Origin of the sequence: Coleofasciculus sp. F4-SAH-05 (assembly GCF_040222985.1) — a bacterium.
GTDB classification, from domain to species: Bacteria; Cyanobacteriota; Cyanobacteriia; order Cyanobacteriales; family Coleofasciculaceae; genus Coleofasciculus; species Coleofasciculus chthonoplastes.
Genome location: NZ_JAVKBY010000189.1, coordinates 1 through 18,911, shown reverse-complemented (window position 1 = coordinate 18,911; position 18,911 = coordinate 1). Strand labels below are relative to the sequence as shown.

General features: G+C 46.0%; 23 protein-coding genes and 1 rRNA gene. 16 read left to right on the top strand and 8 right to left on the bottom strand.

Features of this window, described 5'->3' with window-relative positions:
* From rrf to RIG27_RS22235, 7 genes are all read left to right on the top strand, one after another.
* A 5S ribosomal RNA gene (rrf, locus tag RIG27_RS22265) occupies positions 1-86 on the top strand; the annotation flags it as partial.
* A 278-nt stretch (positions 87-364) separates the two neighbouring features.
* Complete coding sequence (locus RIG27_RS22260) at positions 365-1,798, top strand: FAD-dependent oxidoreductase (RefSeq protein ID WP_446348786.1); 1,434 nt, start codon at positions 365-367, stop codon at positions 1,796-1,798.
* Positions 1,795-3,063: an NAD(P)/FAD-dependent oxidoreductase gene (locus tag RIG27_RS22255; RefSeq protein WP_446348784.1), complete on the top strand. Its 1,269-nt coding sequence runs from the start codon at positions 1,795-1,797 to the stop codon at positions 3,061-3,063. Before RIG27_RS22260 ends, RIG27_RS22255 begins: the two co-directional genes overlap by 4 nt.
* A gap of 18 nt (positions 3,064-3,081) precedes the next feature.
* Positions 3,082-3,270 (top strand): hypothetical protein, encoded by a 189-nt coding sequence (locus RIG27_RS22250; protein ID WP_446348782.1) that lies wholly within the window; start codon positions 3,082-3,084, stop codon positions 3,268-3,270.
* 23 nt (positions 3,271-3,293) lie between these two features.
* The gene (locus tag RIG27_RS22245; protein ID WP_446348780.1) at positions 3,294-3,662 is read left to right on the top strand and encodes a DUF1667 domain-containing protein; all 369 of its coding nucleotides are present in this window, start codon (positions 3,294-3,296) and stop codon (positions 3,660-3,662) included.
* Between the two features lie 179 nt (positions 3,663-3,841).
* On the top strand, positions 3,842-4,120 hold the full coding sequence (locus RIG27_RS22240) for a zinc ribbon domain-containing protein (RefSeq protein ID WP_446348778.1): 279 nt from the start codon (positions 3,842-3,844) through the stop codon (positions 4,118-4,120).
* Positions 4,121-4,140: 20 nt separating this feature from the next.
* A complete protein-coding gene (locus RIG27_RS22235; RefSeq protein WP_446348776.1) occupies positions 4,141-4,440 on the top strand; it encodes a hypothetical protein in 300 nt (99 codons plus the stop codon).
* A gap of 83 nt (positions 4,441-4,523) precedes the next feature.
* Here the strand turns inward: RIG27_RS22235 and RIG27_RS22230 are convergent, their stop codons facing one another.
* A complete protein-coding gene (locus tag RIG27_RS22230; protein WP_446348774.1) occupies positions 4,524-4,940 on the bottom strand; it encodes a Fur family transcriptional regulator in 417 nt (138 codons plus the stop codon).
* Between the two features lie 196 nt (positions 4,941-5,136).
* Between RIG27_RS22230 and RIG27_RS22225 the strand changes: the two genes are divergently transcribed.
* Positions 5,137-5,709 carry a redoxin family protein gene (locus tag RIG27_RS22225; protein ID WP_446348772.1) on the top strand — a complete coding sequence of 191 codons (573 nt, stop codon included), beginning with the start codon at positions 5,137-5,139 and terminating at the stop codon, positions 5,707-5,709.
* 152 nt (positions 5,710-5,861) lie between these two features.
* Here RIG27_RS22225 and RIG27_RS22220 read toward each other — a convergent pair whose 3' ends face one another.
* On the bottom strand, positions 5,862-6,278 hold the full coding sequence (locus RIG27_RS22220) for a hypothetical protein (protein ID WP_446348770.1): 417 nt from the start codon (positions 6,276-6,278) through the stop codon (positions 5,862-5,864).
* A gap of 208 nt (positions 6,279-6,486) precedes the next feature.
* Here RIG27_RS22220 and RIG27_RS22215 point away from each other — a divergent pair, with 208 nt between their 5' ends.
* Together RIG27_RS22215 and RIG27_RS22210 are read left to right on the top strand one after the other, a co-directional pair.
* Complete coding sequence (locus RIG27_RS22215; protein ID WP_446348768.1) at positions 6,487-7,335, top strand: alpha/beta fold hydrolase; 849 nt, start codon at positions 6,487-6,489, stop codon at positions 7,333-7,335.
* A 405-nt stretch (positions 7,336-7,740) separates the two neighbouring features.
* Complete coding sequence (locus RIG27_RS22210) at positions 7,741-9,462, top strand: adenylate/guanylate cyclase domain-containing protein (protein WP_446348766.1); 1,722 nt, start codon at positions 7,741-7,743, stop codon at positions 9,460-9,462.
* Between the two features lie 196 nt (positions 9,463-9,658).
* Here the strand turns inward: RIG27_RS22210 and RIG27_RS22205 are convergent, their stop codons facing one another.
* Positions 9,659-10,495: a Tab2 family RNA-binding protein gene (locus RIG27_RS22205; RefSeq protein ID WP_446348764.1), complete on the bottom strand. Its 837-nt coding sequence runs from the start codon at positions 10,493-10,495 to the stop codon at positions 9,659-9,661.
* A gap of 192 nt (positions 10,496-10,687) precedes the next feature.
* Here RIG27_RS22205 and RIG27_RS22200 point away from each other — a divergent pair, with 192 nt between their 5' ends.
* The 4 genes from RIG27_RS22200 (at position 10,688) to RIG27_RS22185 (ending at position 12,856) form a co-directional block, all read left to right on the top strand.
* Positions 10,688-10,813, top strand: coding sequence for a hypothetical protein (locus RIG27_RS22200; RefSeq protein ID WP_446348762.1), 126 nt, complete (start codon positions 10,688-10,690; stop codon positions 10,811-10,813).
* Positions 10,806-11,012 carry a GUN4 domain-containing protein gene (locus RIG27_RS22195; RefSeq protein ID WP_446348788.1) on the top strand — a complete coding sequence of 69 codons (207 nt, stop codon included), beginning with the start codon at positions 10,806-10,808 and terminating at the stop codon, positions 11,010-11,012. The genes RIG27_RS22200 and RIG27_RS22195 overlap by 8 nt, the downstream gene beginning before the upstream one ends.
* A gap of 114 nt (positions 11,013-11,126) precedes the next feature.
* Positions 11,127-12,473 carry a 16S rRNA (cytosine(967)-C(5))-methyltransferase gene (locus RIG27_RS22190; protein WP_446348760.1) on the top strand — a complete coding sequence of 449 codons (1,347 nt, stop codon included), beginning with the start codon at positions 11,127-11,129 and terminating at the stop codon, positions 12,471-12,473.
* A gap of 17 nt (positions 12,474-12,490) precedes the next feature.
* Positions 12,491-12,856: a hypothetical protein gene (locus RIG27_RS22185; protein WP_446348758.1), complete on the top strand. Its 366-nt coding sequence runs from the start codon at positions 12,491-12,493 to the stop codon at positions 12,854-12,856.
* Positions 12,857-12,933: 77 nt separating this feature from the next.
* Here the strand turns inward: RIG27_RS22185 and RIG27_RS22180 are convergent, their stop codons facing one another.
* The 5 genes from RIG27_RS22180 to RIG27_RS22160 form a co-directional block, all read right to left on the bottom strand.
* Positions 12,934-13,173, bottom strand: a complete 240-nt coding sequence (locus RIG27_RS22180; protein ID WP_446340620.1) for a phycobilisome linker polypeptide — start codon at positions 13,171-13,173, stop codon at positions 12,934-12,936.
* Between the two features lie 274 nt (positions 13,174-13,447).
* Complete coding sequence (locus RIG27_RS22175) at positions 13,448-14,317, bottom strand: phycobilisome rod-core linker polypeptide (protein WP_446348756.1); 870 nt, start codon at positions 14,315-14,317, stop codon at positions 13,448-13,450.
* 296 nt (positions 14,318-14,613) lie between these two features.
* A complete protein-coding gene (locus RIG27_RS22170; protein WP_446348754.1) occupies positions 14,614-15,435 on the bottom strand; it encodes a phycobilisome rod-core linker polypeptide in 822 nt (273 codons plus the stop codon).
* 102 nt (positions 15,436-15,537) lie between these two features.
* On the bottom strand, positions 15,538-16,026 hold the full coding sequence (cpcA, locus tag RIG27_RS22165; RefSeq protein WP_446348752.1) for a phycocyanin subunit alpha: 489 nt from the start codon (positions 16,024-16,026) through the stop codon (positions 15,538-15,540).
* A gap of 89 nt (positions 16,027-16,115) precedes the next feature.
* Complete coding sequence (locus RIG27_RS22160; RefSeq protein ID WP_446348749.1) at positions 16,116-16,634, bottom strand: phycocyanin subunit beta; 519 nt, start codon at positions 16,632-16,634, stop codon at positions 16,116-16,118.
* A 909-nt stretch (positions 16,635-17,543) separates the two neighbouring features.
* Between RIG27_RS22160 and RIG27_RS22155 the strand changes: the two genes are divergently transcribed.
* A complete protein-coding gene (locus RIG27_RS22155) occupies positions 17,544-18,062 on the top strand; it encodes a phycocyanin subunit beta (RefSeq protein WP_446340615.1) in 519 nt (172 codons plus the stop codon).
* An 82-nt stretch (positions 18,063-18,144) separates the two neighbouring features.
* Entirely contained in the window at positions 18,145-18,633 is a 489-nt protein-coding gene (locus RIG27_RS22150; RefSeq protein ID WP_006103226.1) for a phycobilisome protein, read from the top strand.
* Positions 18,634-18,911: the final 278 nt, after the last annotated feature.

The following is an 18,911-nucleotide window of genomic DNA, read 5'->3' as shown; positions in this document are numbered from 1 at the left end:
AACCCATCCCGAACTCGGCTGTGAAACGTTGCTGCGGCGAAGATACTTTGGGGGTAGCCCCCTGGGAAAATAGCTCGATGCCAGACTTTTTATTTTATTTATATATAAAACCCTCTTTTCTTCACCGAAAGAGGGTTTTATCCTATGGAAATCTTTACAAAAGATAAATTCTAGAGTACCGCTTGGATCACTGGATTGGTCTGGTATTGTAGTTAAATTAAATAAATCTAACAAATTTTGAGATAGGTTCGATATCAAAACCCTGGTTTCTTATACTGGAATAGTCTATCGACAATTTTAATTATTCTCAGAATCCCTAATAGGAATTAGGAATTAAGTAAAAAAATTATGACAGGTCAAAACTATGGTTTACGATGTAGCTATCATTGGCGGTGGTGTAATTGGCTGCACGATCGCTCGCGAGTTAATGCGCTATTCCATCCGTGCTGTCTTGTTGGAGAAAGAAAGCGAAGTCGGATTCGGAACCAGTAAAGCCAATAGTGGGATTATCCACGGCGGTCATCATGGTTCCCCTAAAACCCTGAAAGGGAAACTGGAGTGGTTGGGGAATCAAATGTGGGATACTATCTGTGATGAGCTGGGTTTTGGGTTCAAGCGGATTGGTGAACTAACAGTTGCTCTAACCGAAGACCAACTGCCTACGTTAGACCAACTAAAACAACAGGGTGAAGAAAAAGGCGTTCCTGGTCTGGAAATGTGGGATCAGGAACGCTTACTGCGAGAAGAACCCCGCCTCAATCCCGACGCGATCGCTGGACTCTATGCTCCAACGACAGGTGTGATCAATCCTTACGAAGCTTGTTTTGCCCTGATTGAAAATGCTTGTCTGAATGGGTTGGAACTGGTGACCGATAGTTTGGTGCAGGACATTGACCAAACGGACGACATTTGGACAATCAAAACGAATCGCGGAGAATTCCCGACTCGCTTTATCATTAATGCGGCGGGACTTTGGGCAGATCGTATTGCTCAGATGGCAGGCGTACAACCCTTTACTATTCGCCCTCGCAAAGGTGAGGAATATATCCTGGATAAGCGGTTAATGGGTTTAGTCAAACGGGTAATTTTCCCCTGTCCCACTCCCGTGTCCAAAGGGATTCTCGTCATCCCCACCTACGATGGCACGATTATGGTCGGTCCCACGGCGGAAATGGTCGATGATAAGGAAGACTTGACCACCACCGTCGCCGGAGGACAAACCGTATTCCAGATGGTTAGGCAAGTCGTTCCCGGTATTAGTCCGAGGGATTGCATCGCTGAATTTGCTGGGTTGCGGGCGGTTACGGAAACTGAAGACTTTATTATTGGTCCAACTGACAAAAAAGGCTTTATTAACGTCGCAGGTATCCAGTCCCCCGGACTCACAGCAGCTCCGGCAATTGCTGAAATGGTAGGAGATATATTAAGGGACGAAGGTCTGCCCTTACAACCCAAGGATGATTTTGTCCCCTCCATTCCCAAACCCATCCATTTTGTTTCCTTGTCCACAGACGAACAAATCGCCCTGACTCAAGACAATCATCATTATGGTCGCATTGTCTGTCGCTGCGAATTAATTACCGAGGGTGAGATTTTAGATTCCATTCATCGGGGCGCACGCACCATCGACGGCATCAAATTCCGTACCCGCGCCGGGATGGGGCGCTGTCAAGGGGGGTTCTGTACTGGACGGTGTATGGAACTGCTATCGCAAGAATTAGACCAGCCGCTATCGCAAATTACCAAACGCGGCGGCGACACTTGGATTGTTCGAGAACGGGAGGAGGTAGCCAAATGATTACAGACACAATCAGCCACTTAAAAAAAGAGTATGATGTTGTGGTCGTTGGTGGTGGTCCAGCGGGCATGGCAGCGGCTTTAGGCGCAAGACAAGCGGGAGCCGATCGCATTTTGATTGCTGACCGGGAGAAAGAAGCTGGGGGTATTTTGTTGCAATGTATCCATCCGGGTTTTGGACTCCAGCATTTTAAAGAAGAACTCACCGGTCCAGAATATGCCCAGCGCTTTTTGGAGCAAGTCTTAGAAACGGACATAGATATTGTCAGCGATGCTTACATCCTGGATATTAGTGCTGACAAACAAGTCAAACTCATGTCCGGTAGCCAAGGCGTCCACGTTCTTTCCACCAAAGCCGCTGTACTGGCAATGGGTGCCAGAGAACGCACACGCGGCGCGATTCGCACTCCCGGTACTCGCGCCTCCGGTGTCTTGACCGCTGGGTTAGCCCAGAAATTTGTCAACATGATCGGTTATCTGCCCGGACATCGGGCGGTGATTCTCGGTTCCGGGGATATTGGCTTAATTATGGCGCGACGGTTGACATTGGAAGGGGTAGAAGTCGCAGGCGTGTTTGAAATTATGCCTCACGCCAATGGACTCAATCGCAATATCGTCCAATGTCTGCACGACTTCGACATTCCCCTGCACCTTTCCACGACAGTTGCGGACATCCATGGCAGAGATCGAGTGGAAAAGGTTACTGTTGCTCCCGTTGATGAAAACTTTACCCCCAATTTAGAGCAAAGCTGGGATATTCCTTGTGATACTTTGCTGCTGTCCATTGGCTTGATTCCAGAAAACGAACTATCCCGACAGTTGAAACTCCAGATTGACCCCGTAACCAGTGGTCCGGTGGTGAACAGCATGATGGAAACCTCCATGGATGGGGTTTTTGCTTGTGGTAATGTTGTCCATATTCACGACTTAGTGGATTTTGTTAGCCAGGAAGCCTTTCTCGCAGGCAGCAATGCTGGAGCTTACGTCACCGAACAACGCCCTCCGGGGGATAATATTCGCCTAGTTCCAGGGGAAAATGTACGCTACTGCGTCCCTCATACTATTTCCACCGACCGAGAACACACGGTTTATATGCGGGTCAAGTGTCCCATGGAACAAAGCGTATTGCGTTTAGGTGACGTGTATGAGAAAAAACTACGCTTTGTTTTGCCAGCAGAGATGGTTAATATCAAAGTACGTCCTCGGTTTTTGGAGAACTTCCACGGGGATACCTTGCGGGTAGATGTTGTACCCTGTGAAGATTAAAGGAGTAAGGTGCGGGAGATGGAGAAGATGGGGCGCGATGTTCCAGACGTGATGACAGAAGCGTCTGGGAGATGGGGGAGTGAACTCAACATTGAGTCAGGGCGGGTTTCGTACCAACGTTACCATCATGAACAAAAAGAAAGTTCCATTACCCGCCCCGACAAACCAGGTTCCCTCAAGGGTGGCGAAGGATTTACCAATCACTAATCACCAATCACCAGGTATTCATTATGACAACGATTACTCATTACCTTTGTATTGGCTGTCCCCTAGGTTGCCGTTTAGAAGTTGAAGATGAAGACAACAAGATTGTCGAAGTGCGGGGTTTTAACTGCAAACGGGGACAAGAGTATGCTAAACAAGAACATACCGAACCTCGCCGTATGGTAACAACCACTGTACAGGTAGAACAAGGGCGTTGGGCTAGGCTTCCGGTGAAAACCAATATGGCTATTCCTAAAGAAAAAATGCAGGAATTATGCCAAACGCTGCGTCAAGTGAAACTAACTGCACCTGTGAAAATGGGTGATGTGATTCTGGCGAATGCCTTGGAAACAGGGGCGGATGTGGTTGCTACCAGAGACATGCCAGCCAGTTGAATTAGATTGATCCTGTCCTCGAAGGTCGTGAAGAATTTCGTTCAGCATGACAGATTACCTCTTTGACTGCAACTTGGTATAAACCAGCCCCGGTCAAATTGCAAAATTGAGTAAACCCGAGAACTCCCCCATCTCCCTGTTTCTTCGTTGGAAATGTTAATGGTAGCCTAGACGATTAGTTGTCTTGGGCGCATTACCGCTTTGAGATGTTTCTGAAGCACAAAGCGTTTGAGGCAGGCAAAGTTGTACTTGATTGCAATGAAGCCTACACCAGTAAAACCGTAAGCTGGACAGGTGAAATCATTTCCAATCTCGGTGGAAAAAAAGTCATTATTGGTGGTGATGGATTTCGGATGGACAGGGACATCAATGGCGCTCGTGGGATTTTCCTGCGGGCTTTGGGAGATATCCCCTCTCTAAGAGCTTGTCTTTTAGAGTGCATTGTTAGCAAATGTTAGCAAAATTATATCGGAGAACTATGATGCACTGGGATTATCGGGTGTTCTTTGAGGATAGTGGCTACACAATTCGTACCGTATATTATGATGATCACGGTGCGATAGCTGCCTGTTCGGAAAAGCTGATCGAGCCTTTCGGAGAATCACTCGAAGATCTGCAAGACGAATTACATCTTTTACAGGCGGCTTTAAAAAAGAACGTTCTTTCGGCTTCTGATGTTCCAGAGCAAAGCTTTCGTCCGAAGGTAAAGCGGGGAAAATCGTTAAAGGCGGTTCGCGAGCAACTTGGCTTACAGAAGGCAGCGGCTAAAGAAGGTTAAGAGAGCCAAGCGTGGTTCCTGGAGTTCTTGCTCTTCCCCCTATCTCCGCGACAAAGGACAAATGACAAATGACAAATGACAAATCATTGACAGCGATCGCAGACTCCATGCACTGTCACCTCATAGCTTTCAGCTTGCATACCGGGAGGTAGGCGGTTTAAGTTAACCCTTTCAAAGGCATCCCAAGGAATATCTTTAATCGCACCGCAACAGCGACAACGAAAATGATGGTGGCGATCAACATTCGCATCGTAACGACAGACGCCCTCTTCTAGTAAAACTTCTCGCACTAATCCCACTTCCCGCAAGGCTTGTAGCGCACTGTAGACAGTAGCTTGGGAAGAGGTTGGCGCTTGCTGATTAAGATCGCTGAGGATTTGATCTGCCGTCGGGTGATCATAACGAGTCAGCAGATTGGCATAGACAGAAAATCGCTGTGGGGTAACCCTCAACCCCTTGGATTTCAAGACTTTGATCAGGTCTTCTGCTTGCTGCTGCATGACATTTAACCGTTTTCATAAGCAGTTTCTTAATTATAACACTCTTTTTTAGGAGTTATACTTGTCTAGCAGCTAGACTGAAGAATAAGTATTTATTACTATTGACTCATTCTTAAATCAGAATTATTCTGAGTTATAGTAAGATATAGATAAAGCAAACAAAAATCTAGTTGTCTGTAAACGAGGTCAAATAAATATGGCAGTTATCGAACGTGTACCCGACACTGTGTTCAAGACTCGCGTGCGTGATGAGTCTATAGGAGGTCAAAATCCCTACCGTTGGCAAGATCGGACAACGCAGGAAATCTTTGGTGGCAAAAAAGTTGTTGTATTTTCCTTACCGGGTGCGTTTACACCCACCTGTTCGTCCAACCACCTGCCTCGCTATGAAGAACTCTATGATCAGTTCAAGGAGCAGGGTATCGATGAAATCATTTGCCTGTCGGTGAATGATGCGTTTGTTATGTTCCAGTGGGGTAAGCAGCAAGGGGCAAAGAATGTGTTCTTGCTCCCCGATGGTAATGGCGAGTTTACCCGCAAGATGGGAATGCTAGTCGATAAGTCCAACCTCGGTTTCGGAATGCGTTCCTGGCGCTATTCGATGCTGGTGAACGACGGCAAGATTGAAAAATTCTTTGCAGAACCGGGTTACAGCGACAACTGCCCGGATGATCCCTTTGAAGTGTCTGATGCAGACACGATGCTTGCTTCCCTGAAGGGACAGGAACCCGCAGGTGTATCTGAGCCACGTATGGCATTTGTTGGTTAATTTGATTGAAATCACCATCAGTAGGGGCACGATATATCGTGCCCCTACTGTTTGTTAGCGATGGTATTAGTGGCAATGGTGCGTTAGCGTAGCGTAACGCACCCTACATATAGAGGTTTTGCGTAAGTCCTACACGAAGACATCCGATTCGACTAGATGAATAACTCAAAGACTTGTCGGCAGAACTGTTTGAGCTTGTCACTCACCTCCGGTGCAGGCTGATAATTACCGACACATTGCCAGTTCTCAACCGTCGAAAGTCGCCAAGCTTCTCCTTGATGATTAAATCCTGCGGCATCTAAGCCGATCAAGCGATGAGACTGTTCTAAGGGATCTTGGTAAAACCGAATTTGTAGTAAGATGCTGCGGCTTTGTAACTTCCTACTCCATCCAGGAAAGTGAAAACCGATATCGATTGAGTCTGGATCAACGAGATTACGAGTATCTGGGTCATTTTGCCAGGGGTTTAAGTCTGCCTTGGCGTCAGGGAACTGGGACTTAAACAAGTTGACGATGGCGGCTATTTTGGTGGTTACCTCTAAACCCTTGGCTTGTTCCGCAGCATTCATAGATTAAATCTCCTATGGTTAACGCTTATTTACAAGGTTGCTTAATTATTTATTACAATTAGTGAATTTGTTGGCTATCTGTTTAGCAGACAGGGGATATGTTGTGATTTGTTGACAATTCCCGGAGATTGGAAATTACCCGGACAACTTGCTCAAAGGTCTACAGGGCGGTAAGCTCAAAGCACGGTCAAGGTGTAGGAAAAAAAGCGTGTCCATTCAGGAAAACTCAATTCAGGTCGGGTCACTAGAGTGGTTTTATCGGGAAGCTACTCCAGTTAATCCCAGTACACAACCCCCTGTTCTGCTGCTTCATGGTTTACCCTCCCAGAGTTACTCATGGTCAGCGCTGATGCCCGATTTAGCCGAAAAAGGATTCCGTGCGATCGCGCCGGACTGGATTGGTGCGGGTTTCTCAGCTAAACCAGACCGTCGTAAGTTTGCCTATACGCCAGATGCTTTTATTAAAGCCTTAGCAGAATTTATCCAACATCTGCAAATCGAGCGATTTTATCTGGTTGTCCAAGGGTTTCTGGGTTCAGTGGGACTCCAATACGCTTTGCGTTACCCCGATCAGGTTGAACGGTTAGCCATTCTCAACACCCCTGTCTCATCAGCGAGTCAGTTACCGTGGAAGATCAAGCAATTGGGCTTACCCTTGGTCGGTGATATGTTGACCCAAGACCCCTTGTTGGTCGATCGCACCTTAGAAGGCGGTAGTGGCTACCGGGTGTCCGATAAAGATTTAGATGTATATCGCCGTCCCTTTCTCAGCAGTTCTGATGCAGGGCGAAGTTTACTAATGACCGTTAAAAACCTGCAACTTAAATCATCTATGGCAGAAATTGAAGCCGGGTTTCGCAACTGGAATCAACCCACATTGATTCTTTGGGGGATCAAAGATCCGTGGCTTCCCTTGGTTGAAGTTCAAGAATTTGCCAAACTGATCAAGAATGTGGAATTGGTAGAACTAGAAGAAGCCGGACATTATCCCCAAGACCATTGGTCTGAGAAGGTGAGTAATAATCTGCTGCTGTTTCTACGTCGTCAAGCGGTTTGACAGTCACCCGACTGAAAGCACAGCTATGCCTTTAGCTAACCAAGGTTTGAGTAATATCTGGTTATCAGGCTAAATCATTTCCTACGTAGTAAATTGATGAATTGTGCGATCGCAGTAACACTGATTGCACGGATTTATAGAAATGGTAGCGGTGGGGGGTGATAGGTGAATCGCACTGATTACACAGAGAGGTTAGTTCTCAATGAACTGAGGAGGATTAGCTTGTCGGGGAGATTATTTCATTTGTGTTAATGATGGATTTAGAGTCTATAGGCAGGCGCATTGTTGTACTTTACTTGGTAGGGAGAAAGAACGATGCCCTAATGTAGCATAGGAGAAATAACCGACCTGGTCACATCTTCCCCAGCTTATCCCTTGTCCGCCACTCCCCTACTGAACTTATTTATGAGTCTGCGCCAGAAAACCCTACTTCTGATTGGTCTCACCCTTGCGGGTTTAATCGGTGTCCTTTACGCCAGTCTATCGCTAATTTTAATCCGCAGTTTCGCCCAAATCGAGGAACAACAGGCGTATCGTAATGTGCGACGGGTACAGGAGGCGTTATTTGATGAATTGGATAATTTAGCTGTTTTAGCGGCTGACTATGGCGAGTGGGATGATACGTATGCGTTTATTGAAAATACCAATCAAGGTTATAGTCAAGAAAATCTATCTGATACTAATTTAACCAATATTAATCTCAACCTGGTTTTATTCTTTAACCGCCAAGATGAACTGGTTTTTGGTAAACACTTGAAGTTAAACCAGCCGCAAGCTACTCAAATTCCCCCTTCTTTAATCCAACAACTGAATTCTGATAGTGTCTTACTAAAACATCCGGATACTACCAGTAGTATTACCGGCTTAATTCTCTTACCTCAAGGACCGCTGATGATTGCTTCAAATCCCATCCTTAGCAACCAGGAAACTGGTTCCATACGAGGGTCTTTGATTATGGGTCGTTACCTGAATGACCAGCGTATTGAGGCATTAGCGGAACTCACCCAACTGAATCTTAAGGTCTACCGAGTTGATAATACTCAATTGCCTGTTAACTTACAGACTGTGCAATCTAACCTATCTGAACAGGAGTCCCAACCCAGTGAGGCTCCCATCTTAATCCAGATTATCAGTCGGGACGCGATCGCAGGTTATACTCTCCTACGTGATATCTATGGTAAACCTGCGTTACTGGTTCAAATTGACATCCCACGAGAAATCTATAAACAAGGTCGCATTAGCCTACGTTATCTGATTTTATCTCTCTTAGGGTTAGGGATTGTTTTTAGCCTAGGCACTCTGTTTTTATTGGAAAAAATGGTACTTTCACGTTTAGCTAGACTGAGTACCAATGTCCAGGAGGTTGGCACGAGTAATGACCTCTCGCTGCGAGTTAGCGTTAAGGGAAATGATGAATTAACCCACCTGGCAGAAACAATTAACTTGATGTTAGACGCCTTAGAATCTTCTACCAAAAACCTGGTGGCTGAACGAGAAAAGGCAGAACATCTCCTCCTGAATATTTTACCTGAATCTATTGCCAAACGCCTGCAAAAAGACTCGGATACGATTGCTGATAGTTTTGAAGAAGCGACTGTTCTCTTTTCGGATATTGTGGACTTTACTCGCCTATCGGGAGAAATCTCGCCCACCGAATTGGTGAATCTACTCAATGAAATTTTCTCTCGGTTTGACCGTTTAGTCGAACAGCATGGCTTAGAAAAAATTAAGACGATTGGGGATTCCTATATGGTTGTCGGCGGCTTACCCTTACCGCGTCAGGATCACGCTGAAGCCGTCGCCGACTTTGCCCTGGATATGCAACAGGAAATTGATGCGGTTAATGCCCAACAAGGGCAAGCTTTCATGATGCGTATTGGCATTCACAGTGGTCCAGTCGTAGCTGGGGTGATTGGGTTGAAAAAGTTTATTTATGATTTGTGGGGCGATACGGTTAATACGGCTAGTCGTATGGAATCCCATGGTCTTCCGGGTTATATTCAAGTTTCTGATGCCACGTATAAACGTTTAAAGGATAAATACGTTTTTCAAGAACGCGGTTCAATTTCCGTCAAAGGTAAGGGAGAAATGACGACATACTTTCTCAAAGAGCGTAAGCCAAAATAAATCAGATAATTTGGTTGTGTCAAATAATTCGGTTGTGTCGAAGCATGAAAACCGTTCCCTGTTCCCTAATCTCAACAGTTAACTTTAATTGTGTCCACCTACTTAATACCTACCAATAACCTTTCAACAAAACCCACCCTTCATCAAGGTTATATATGTCTAATAAATAACCAATGAAAAATGACAAATGACCAAATTAATCAGCCATCAATAACCAAAACCCGGTATACGTCATTCCCGAATCATCCGGTTGCACCAACAAAAAATGCAATCCTTGACTCGTTTGCTTGCGCTGTTCATACAACCTCGCCGCCGCCGTTACTTCTTCATCTTCAAAGGTTGCCATTACCCAGCGTTCCACTAATCCCGCCTCTAAAATTAACCCATCCGGCGCACCTGGAATATAATTCAGTGCTACAGGTTGGATCTCTTGCAGCCAACGCGCTAATGGCATCGACTGACGTCCCCCATCAATCACGACTCCAGGAACAGCTATTGTTGAGGCTAAACCTAATTGGAGAGGTAAGAGTTCATTTGGCATCTGTACAATCGGAATCGGGCGTTGGGCAAACCCTTCCTCAATATCCCCTGCGGGAATCCTAGCAAATCGCCAGCGATCGCCCCAGAGATTTTCGGGTAAGGGTACAGGTGGCGGTTTGTCCAAGCTAAGGGGGTTGTACGCTTCCCCGGTGTAATTCTCCTGCTGTTGATAATCTAACGTTCTTTCCTGTAATCGTTGCTTTAAAGTTGGAGTACGTCGTGTGGCTTCTACCTTAATCTCTAATTGTTGTCCCACCTCCTGGAATAAATTGAACGACTGTGGACGAAAGACGTGCATCGCATCCGGTAATCCTGTCTTAGTCGCCGCGATTTTTACCTGCGATAGCAACCAATTATGGGTTACATCTGGCTGAGGACAGAATGATTGATATATAACATTGCCTGTGATGTCACAAATTAATAATTCCCATAAGACTTGTCCAGTTTCATCTTGCAGAGGACGCCGATAAAAATCTGCTTGCCAAACCTTCATTGATAAATATGATTTATTTTGATGTCTTTATGATAAAAGATGACTCGACAATCAGGCTGTTTTCTTTTGTCCGACTACTTCCCATTTTCCTTTTCCCTGTGGCTTTTTTTCAAATGCGATCGCACTACCTCTTGCCAAAGCAGAACAATTGTACTAATATAGATCTCAATCAAGGTCTTGGAATTGTAGACGATGATGTGGCAACCCGGACACAAATTACAACAGGGCAAATACGCGATCGCAAAAATCCTCGGACAAGGTGGCTTTGGCATTACCTACCTCGTCAAAGACAAACAGGGGAATCCGCTTGGTGATTAAAACCCTCAACGACTACCTGCAACGCCAATACTACACCACCAAATATCAGCAGGAATTACATCTGATTGATAAGATGTGGAGAGAATACAGTGGCGATCGTTTCGGTTTAACCGTCCAAAAGCAAATCTGGCAGAGTATTCTAGATAACCAGAAAACCCATTGGCAAGCCTGGTGTAGTTTTGGCGATCGCGTAGGATGAGCAAGAATCTATAGTGTCTTTGTTGTCACGCCAAGATTTGTAAGTCGGTGGGAACAATGCAAGTTAGCGGTTTTGCTCGTCATTAGTCATTTATAACGATTTTTTGAGTCATCCATGACAAACTCTCGCCAACTTGCATTCCTCGCCCTACGAGATATTCACAAGTTAGGTGTGTTTACAGATATTGCGTTGGATCAAGTGCTTCAGAACGCTACTCTCAACCGTGCCGATCGCGCTCTGTTAACCGATTTAGTCTATGGTACTACCAGACATACTCGCACTCTTGATGCCTTAATTAACCAACTGGGTAAGAAAAAAGCCCACCAGCAGCCCCCAGACTTGCGCTTCATTCTGCATCTGGGCTTATACCAATTGCGCTATCTGCAACGGATTCCCCCATCAGCCGCCGTTAATACCAGCGTGGAATTGGCTAAAGCTAATCAATTAAAAGGACTAGCTGGAGTAGTTAATGGGGTGCTGCGACAGTATACCCGTCTCAAATCCAATCCCCAATTAGACGATCCCTTGCAGTTACCCTCCCAACCCATCCAACGTCTGGGTATTCTCTACAGTTTTCCCGACTGGATGATCGAACTGTGGTTAAATCAATTAGGAATCGAGGAAACAGAAGCCCTTTGCCAATGGTTCAACCAACCGCCAACCCTTGACCTGCGGATCAATCCCTTGAAAGCTTCTATCGATACAGTAGAGACAGCGATGCAAGCCGCAGGTATTCAGGTTCAGCGCCTTCCCCACCTTCCCCAAGCCTTACGCTTCCAAGGAAGTACAGGTTCAATACAAACACTTCCTGGATTCAACGAGGGATGGTGGACGATTCAAGATAGTAGCGCTCAACTGGTGAGTCATTTACTCAATCCTCAACCCCATGATGTCATCATTGATGCCTGTGCTGCACCGGGCGGTAAAACGACACATCTTGCCGAACTCATGCGCGATCGCGGTACAATCTGGGCATGTGATCAAGCCGCGTCTCGCCTGAAAAAAGTCAAAGCTAATACCCAACGGTTACAATTACAATCAATTCAAATCTGCCCAGGCGATAGCCGTAATTTTCCCCAATTTACCCAAACAGCCGATGCTGTCTTACTCGACGCCCCCTGTTCTGGTTTAGGTACGCTGCACCGTCGCCCCGATATCCGTTGGCGTTGTACTCCGACGAGAGTTCAGGAACTTTCTGTACTGCAAAGTGAACTATTAACTCAGACAACCACCTGGGTAAAACCTGGAGGCGTCCTCGTTTACGCCACCTGTACCTTGCACCCCCAGGAAAATGAAGCCGTGATTCAAGCCTTTCTGGAACGTCATCCCCACTGGCGTATCGATGCACCCCCGCCGACACTTACCGCTTTTTCTACGCCTCAAGGCTGGCTGAAAGTCTTACCCTATCAGCATCAGATGGATGGCTTTTTTATGGTGAGATTGAAGCATCTGGGGGATTAGTCATTGGTCATTGGTCATTGGTCATTGGTCATTGGTCATTTGTCATTGGTCATTTGTCATTGGTCATTTGTCATTGGTCATTTGTCATTTGTCATTGGTCATTTGTCATTTGTCATTGGTCATTTGTCATTTGTCATTTGTCATTTGTCATTGGTCATTTGTCATTTGTCATTGGTTATTGGTCATTCGTAAAGTCGGGGCGGGCGCGAGTTACATCTGGGTGTAACCAAAAAGATAGTCGTGAAACCCGCCCCTACACAATCTCCCTCATCTCCCCCATCTCCCCCATCTCCCCCATCTCCCCCTGCTTCCCCTGCTTCCCCTGCTTCCCCTGCTTCCTCATCTCCCCTGTTCCCTGTTCCCCGTTCCTACTTAGCTGGTAATCGGTAACAGATAATGAGCATAGTATTCCCCCTTACCCCTGACCGTTTACCAGCCTTGAGTTTAATCCGCCAATTAATTAACTTTCAGAATTCACGGGATGAATATTAACAATTGTTCCTCCCATGCGGGTAATGCGGCGCATTTCTTCATTCATGCGATTGTAAGGCACTTTAATGAAGACACTGCCGCTTTTGCGAAAAGGGTATTCGTTTTTGTCATTGGTTTCATTTTGACGCAAACCCGTGACTTCATAGGTAAAAAAACGACTCCCTGATGGGCTGTTAGCCCCACTGCTTGCTGCTACTTGACCTAGCATAGTAATCAATTCTCCTTTTGAGTATTTTTCACTATTGTAATTATTAAAGTAGGTTGGTGGAAATAAACTTTATTCGGCTTAATTTTCCACTTGTCTGCTTACTCAACATACCAATGAGGACTAGAGTCTCAAGAGTTAGGAGATTAGAAATAACACAGCAATTGCCGCTATTTTATCTCTAGTTCTAACCTCTTCAGTCCCCAGTCCCCTCTGATCTGTTCAGATCAGTTCAATCTTCCTCTGTTTAGCGGAAGTCAATGTCTGCCTGCTTGGACTAAGCCTGTGTAATGCTAGCCACTTTACCCCCTAGACGGTTAATCTGTTGGAGTTTGTTGGATAGTTCTTCATAAGGAACTAAGAAGGCTTTGCTGCTGCGACGAACTTTAGGATATCTGGGATTAATAATCCCCGCTACTTCGACGCGATAAACTTTGCCTTGTGTGCCATAAGGGACAGGACCACCTAATGCCTTACTGGGCGTTTCACCCTTCTCAGACTGGCGATATGCCCAACCTTGATTGGAACCCGATGGTCCAACCACGGCTGAAGCAAAATTCTGTGCTAAATCAGTCGCCAGACGCGAATCACTTCCTGCCAACTGAGCGCGATCGCTATTGGCATAACCGCGATACAGTTGGAACATACGGGTAAACCCGACGGTTTTCTGACCCCGTTGAGTGGCAAAACCGCGATAATACGGAACGATATAATCACCGAAGTTTTCTTGATACTCTTCACTATCAATGTAAGAGTCAATATCAGCGTCGTACCCTTTGGTTTCGTACAAATCCAGGTGGTAAATTACCTCAGACTCATCATAAGGTGCGCGACCCAATATGTGCTTGTAATTGAGTTCAATTACACGAGTTTGAAAACTGCCGTAGAAAAACTTGGTTTTATAAAGTTCTGATTTGGCAACACAACGCACAAATTCGCGCACGTTGATATACCCGTTCCGCAGCAATGACTCGGCACTGATTAAGCGTTCAGACGCCATCACATAGTCATTACCCAACAGTTGACGGTAGACGGCACGAATAACCCCTTGGATATCATATTCAACCCAATCGGGGCGCAATTCTACCGGAGTTGGATTACTATACGCTTCTGTCCCTAATCGGGACGCTGCTGTTGTAATAGCCACTTAAATTTCTCCTGATTAAACGCCAATCTTGAAATCGTGAAGTACCCCAACTTGCTTCGCTCTTATTTGGCTTCCAACCTTTTAAAAACAAGGACGGTCTTATTCGTCTTTGGGATTTCCCGCTTCATCCGCCGACGCCTCCAAAGGTTGCCCTCTATTGGTCTTACTCCGCGTCCACAGGCAGCTGCCCGTCTTCCACAGGCAATGATATTTTGTTAGCCCGCTTGGTTTTCGCGGTTTATGGTTGTACAGACGCGCCTGTTTGGTCTGTACTATCTGTACTATCCGTACTATCTTTAAGCGGGTATGATCTTCGTCACCTTGCCGCCCATCTTATTGATTTGTTGTAACTTTTGTGAAAGCTGCTCGTAAGGAACGTAATATTCCGTCTGACTGCGGCGGATTCGGGTCATGCGTCCGGGTTTGGGGATTTGAATCACCCGCACGATATAAATCTGCTCACGAGTTCCGCCCTGAGTACCCACGATCGCTTGTCCTTGCGAATCAGCGTAAATCGGAGACGAGGTATTCAGCGCTACTTCCCGCAACAGACGAGAACGATTTCCCGCAGGCTGAGTGCGATCGCTACTGCCTAATCCGCCAAATAGTTGGAATATCCGGCTATAACCCACGGTTTTCTGATTACGTTGGGTTTCAAATCCAATCGGATAGGGAACAATGGATTCGCCAAAGTTCTCTTGATACTCCATTGAGTCAATGTAGGAGTTGATATCCGCCTCATACCCCTGTTGATCATACAGGTCAGTATGATAAGCAATCTCTGACTGGTCGTAGGGCGCTCGTCCCAAAAAGTGCTTATAATTCAGTTCGATAAATCGCACTTGGGGAGTGGAGTAGAAAAACTTCTCCCGATATAGTTCCGATTGACCCAGGGTTCTAATAAAATTGCGAACGCTTATTTCTCCGTGACGCAGCAGTGATTCGGCACTGGTTAACCGCTCAAACTCCATCAAGTTATCGTTACCGAAGACTTGTAGATAAGCGGCTCGGATCACCAATTGCAAATCATCTTCCGTCCAATTTTGACGCAACTCCACTTTGGGAGACTCAGCAAATGCGGCGATTCCTAACCGCCTTGCTGCCGTTAAACTTGTCATCACAACCCTCCCTGAAAATGAATAAAACGATACCCGGAAACGCCAACAATTGCTAACCCTTTTTGCTAACAACTGCTTGCCTTTCCGGGCAAGACGATCAATCTAGCTCAGGGCGTTGATCGCATAGTCAAGATAGGAATTGGCTTCAACGGCAGGATCGCCAGACAAGCCATGGTTACCTTTGATGTACTTGAGGGCTTCAATGTACCAGCTAGGAGACAGTTCAAATGTGCTGTTGATTTCATCAATCCCAGCAATCAGGTACTCATCCATCGGACCGGTGCCGCCTGCGACTAAGCAGTAGGTTACCATCCGCAGGTAGTAACCAATGTCACGAGAACACTTGGCTTTCCCTACAGGAGTAGAAGCGTAGTTCGGTCCCTGCATCTGAGTGGTGTAGGGGAACTTTTGGTACACCGCGTTAGCTGCACCGTCGATCAGCATTTGCGCTTTGTCAGTTAAGGCTCTAGCTGCCTGTAAGCTGGCTTGAGCTTGCTTAAACCGACCAAAGGCAATTTGGATTTCGGTGCTGCTTAAGAAACGTCCTTGTGAATCGGCAGCGGCGACTGCTTCTGTCAATGGCGTCTTCATCGTCGAGATATCTCCTTAATCTTTTGCTTACTTTTTCAAACGTGTTGATGAAGTTTAAACTTCAACAGGCAATCTTTTTTTACCTTGTTTTAGGCAACCGCGTTGGCAGCCATGTCAAAGTAGCTACCGATTTCGGACATTAAAGCGCTGCAATCACCAGGAGTGATATTGTTACGGTCATTCGCAAGTGCGATCGCGGCATCCTTCATTTTTTGCACGCCAGCAGCAACAGACGCTCCGGGTACACCCAGCGCTACATAGGTTTCACGCAAACCGTTTAGGCAGCGATCGTTCAGTACACTGGAATCTCCGGCAAAAATTGCGTAGGTAACATAGCGCAGGATGATTTCCATATCCCGCAAGCAAGCCGCCATCCGACGACTGGTGTAGGCGTTACCACCAGGAGCAATTAACTGAGGCTGTTCCGCAAACAAAGCACGAGCCGCATCAGCAACGATCTTAGAAGAGTTGCTGGTGATCCGGTTAACCGAATCCATCCGCTTGTTGCTTTCAGCAACCATTGCATTCAAAGCATCTATCTGAGAGCCGGTCAGCATTTCGCCTCGCGTATCAGCTTGGCTTACCACCTTGGTGAATGCATCAAACATGAACTCAAATCCTCCTTTGCTTGGTTGAGTCTAGGGTTATAAATCTAGACAGGTTAGGTCGAGACAGTGAAACCTTAACACCTCATCGGGTCTGTTCTCACGGATACCCCTCACGTTCTCAGAAGGAAAACGTAAACGGAGCGTTAAGAAACCTGAGAAGATTTCCGGCTGATTATGAGAACCACCCAAATAACGGTTATTTGGTGCTTTGGTTAACATTTACCTGTCATCTTTACCCTTCAGGTTACTTTTATACAATGATGTTGAGTTTTTATTTATTACAAATTGTTAAGTTTTTAATCCTTGACGGATCAAACCCGCCAATCCTGAGGATGCCCAAACTGCTCAAGCTAGCATTGCCAGAGGGTTACAGATTTCCGGATTCCGCTACAACCTCATTCTCCAGTTCTGTCTAGGGGCGGAGATCTTGATCCCCCTCTTCATCGCCTTTATGAAAACGTTGGTAATAATTACTTAAGCAAATATACTTACTAAAAATTACTGATTGACTTTTATGTAGTTACAAAGCAATTTGGTTTTAATGTTATAAAACTACAATAAGCTCCTACTCATTAGCACCATTATCCATTAAGAAAGATTACGTTGAGTGAGATGATGTGCCAGACGGGAATAGAAGGCTCAAGGCGTTGGGAAATAAGAGATTGCCCGTAAGTTTTCGGCGTCGTAGTCTTAACAAAAGTAAACTTCAAATCGCTGATTAGTTTTCAAAATGTAAACTTTTTAATCAAACGAACCATTCTTAGCCCTTTCTATGAGAAGGTTTGAGCAAAATTATGTACAATGACATGCAACTTAATATTTTTTAACGCTTAAAAATATTCAGCCTATTGTATAAAGAAACCTAGATCAATGATTCAAACAACGTTTAGCTAGGAGATCTTAATTAAGATGCTTGATGCGTTTTCCAAAGTCGTAGAGCAAGCCGATAAAAGTGGAGCCTATCTGAGTGGCGATCAAATCAACGCACTTTCAGCAATGGTGTCGGAAAGCAATAAGCGTTTAGATACGGTTAACCGTATCACCAGTAACGCTTCCATGATCGTCGCTAATGCGTACCGAGAATTAGTGGCTGAACGTCCCCAAGTGTTCGCCCCCGGTGGTGCTTGTGACCATCATCGTAACCATGCCGCTTGTATCCGGGATATGGGCTTTATTCTCCGTTATGTCGCCTACTCCATGGTGGCAGGAGATGCCAGTGTGATGAATGACCGTTGTCTCAATGGTCTGCGGGAAACCTACCAAGCGCTAGGAACACCTGGAGATGCCGTAGCATCCGGGATCGGCAAGATGAAAGATGCCGCGATCGCCATTGCCAACGACCCCAATGGCATTACCCAAGGAGATTGCAGCGCTCTGATGTCTGAGTTAGCGGGCTATTTTGATACAGCAGCAGCCGCCGTTGCTTAAGGTCGAGTTTAAACGGCTTTTTGACAATTAAATAAACCTGACAACTTAACCGAGTCAATCATTTAGGAGAACAAAGATACTCATGAAAACCCCAATTACTGAAGCGATTGCTGCCGCTGACGTGCGCGGTTCTTATCCGACTAATACTGAAATGCAAGCCATTTTTGGTCGTTTCAGTCGGGCGAAGGCGGGTCTGGATGCTGCCAAAGCGTTTACTGATAATGGTCAGGGATGGTCTGAAGCCGCTGCTAATCATGTTTATCAGAAATTCCCCTACACCACTCAAATGGAAGGACCCCAATATGCCTCGACTCCAGAAGGCAAGTCCAAGTGTGTGCGGGATATTAACAACTACTTGCGTGTGATCAGCTACTGCTGCGTAGTCGGTGGAACGGGTCCACTGGATGAATATGTGATTGCTGGCGTTAAAGAATTCAACGCGGCTCTCGGTTTGTCGTCCAGTTGGTACGTGGCGGCTCTCGAATTTGTCCGTGACAATCATGGTTTATCTGGAGATGTTGCAGGTGAAGCGAACATTTACCTCAACTATGCCATCAATGCTTTGAGCTAGAAACCAGTACGGCTACCAGGAAAGTCATGGATTCAGTCGAGATGTTTTAGACCATTTGTTTCCCTGTACTAGCCTGTATCGGGTCTGGAGGATAGGCGATAAGCAGTTATTGTCTATCAATCAGACCCGAATCTTGTTTATAGTAGAAGGCGGCAAGGTAGAAGGCGGCAAGGTAGAAGGCGGCAAGGTAGAAGGCGGCAAGGTAGAAGGCGGCAAGGTAGAAGGCGGCAAGGTAGAAGGCGGCAAGGTAGAAGGCGGCAAGGTAGAAGGCGGCAAGG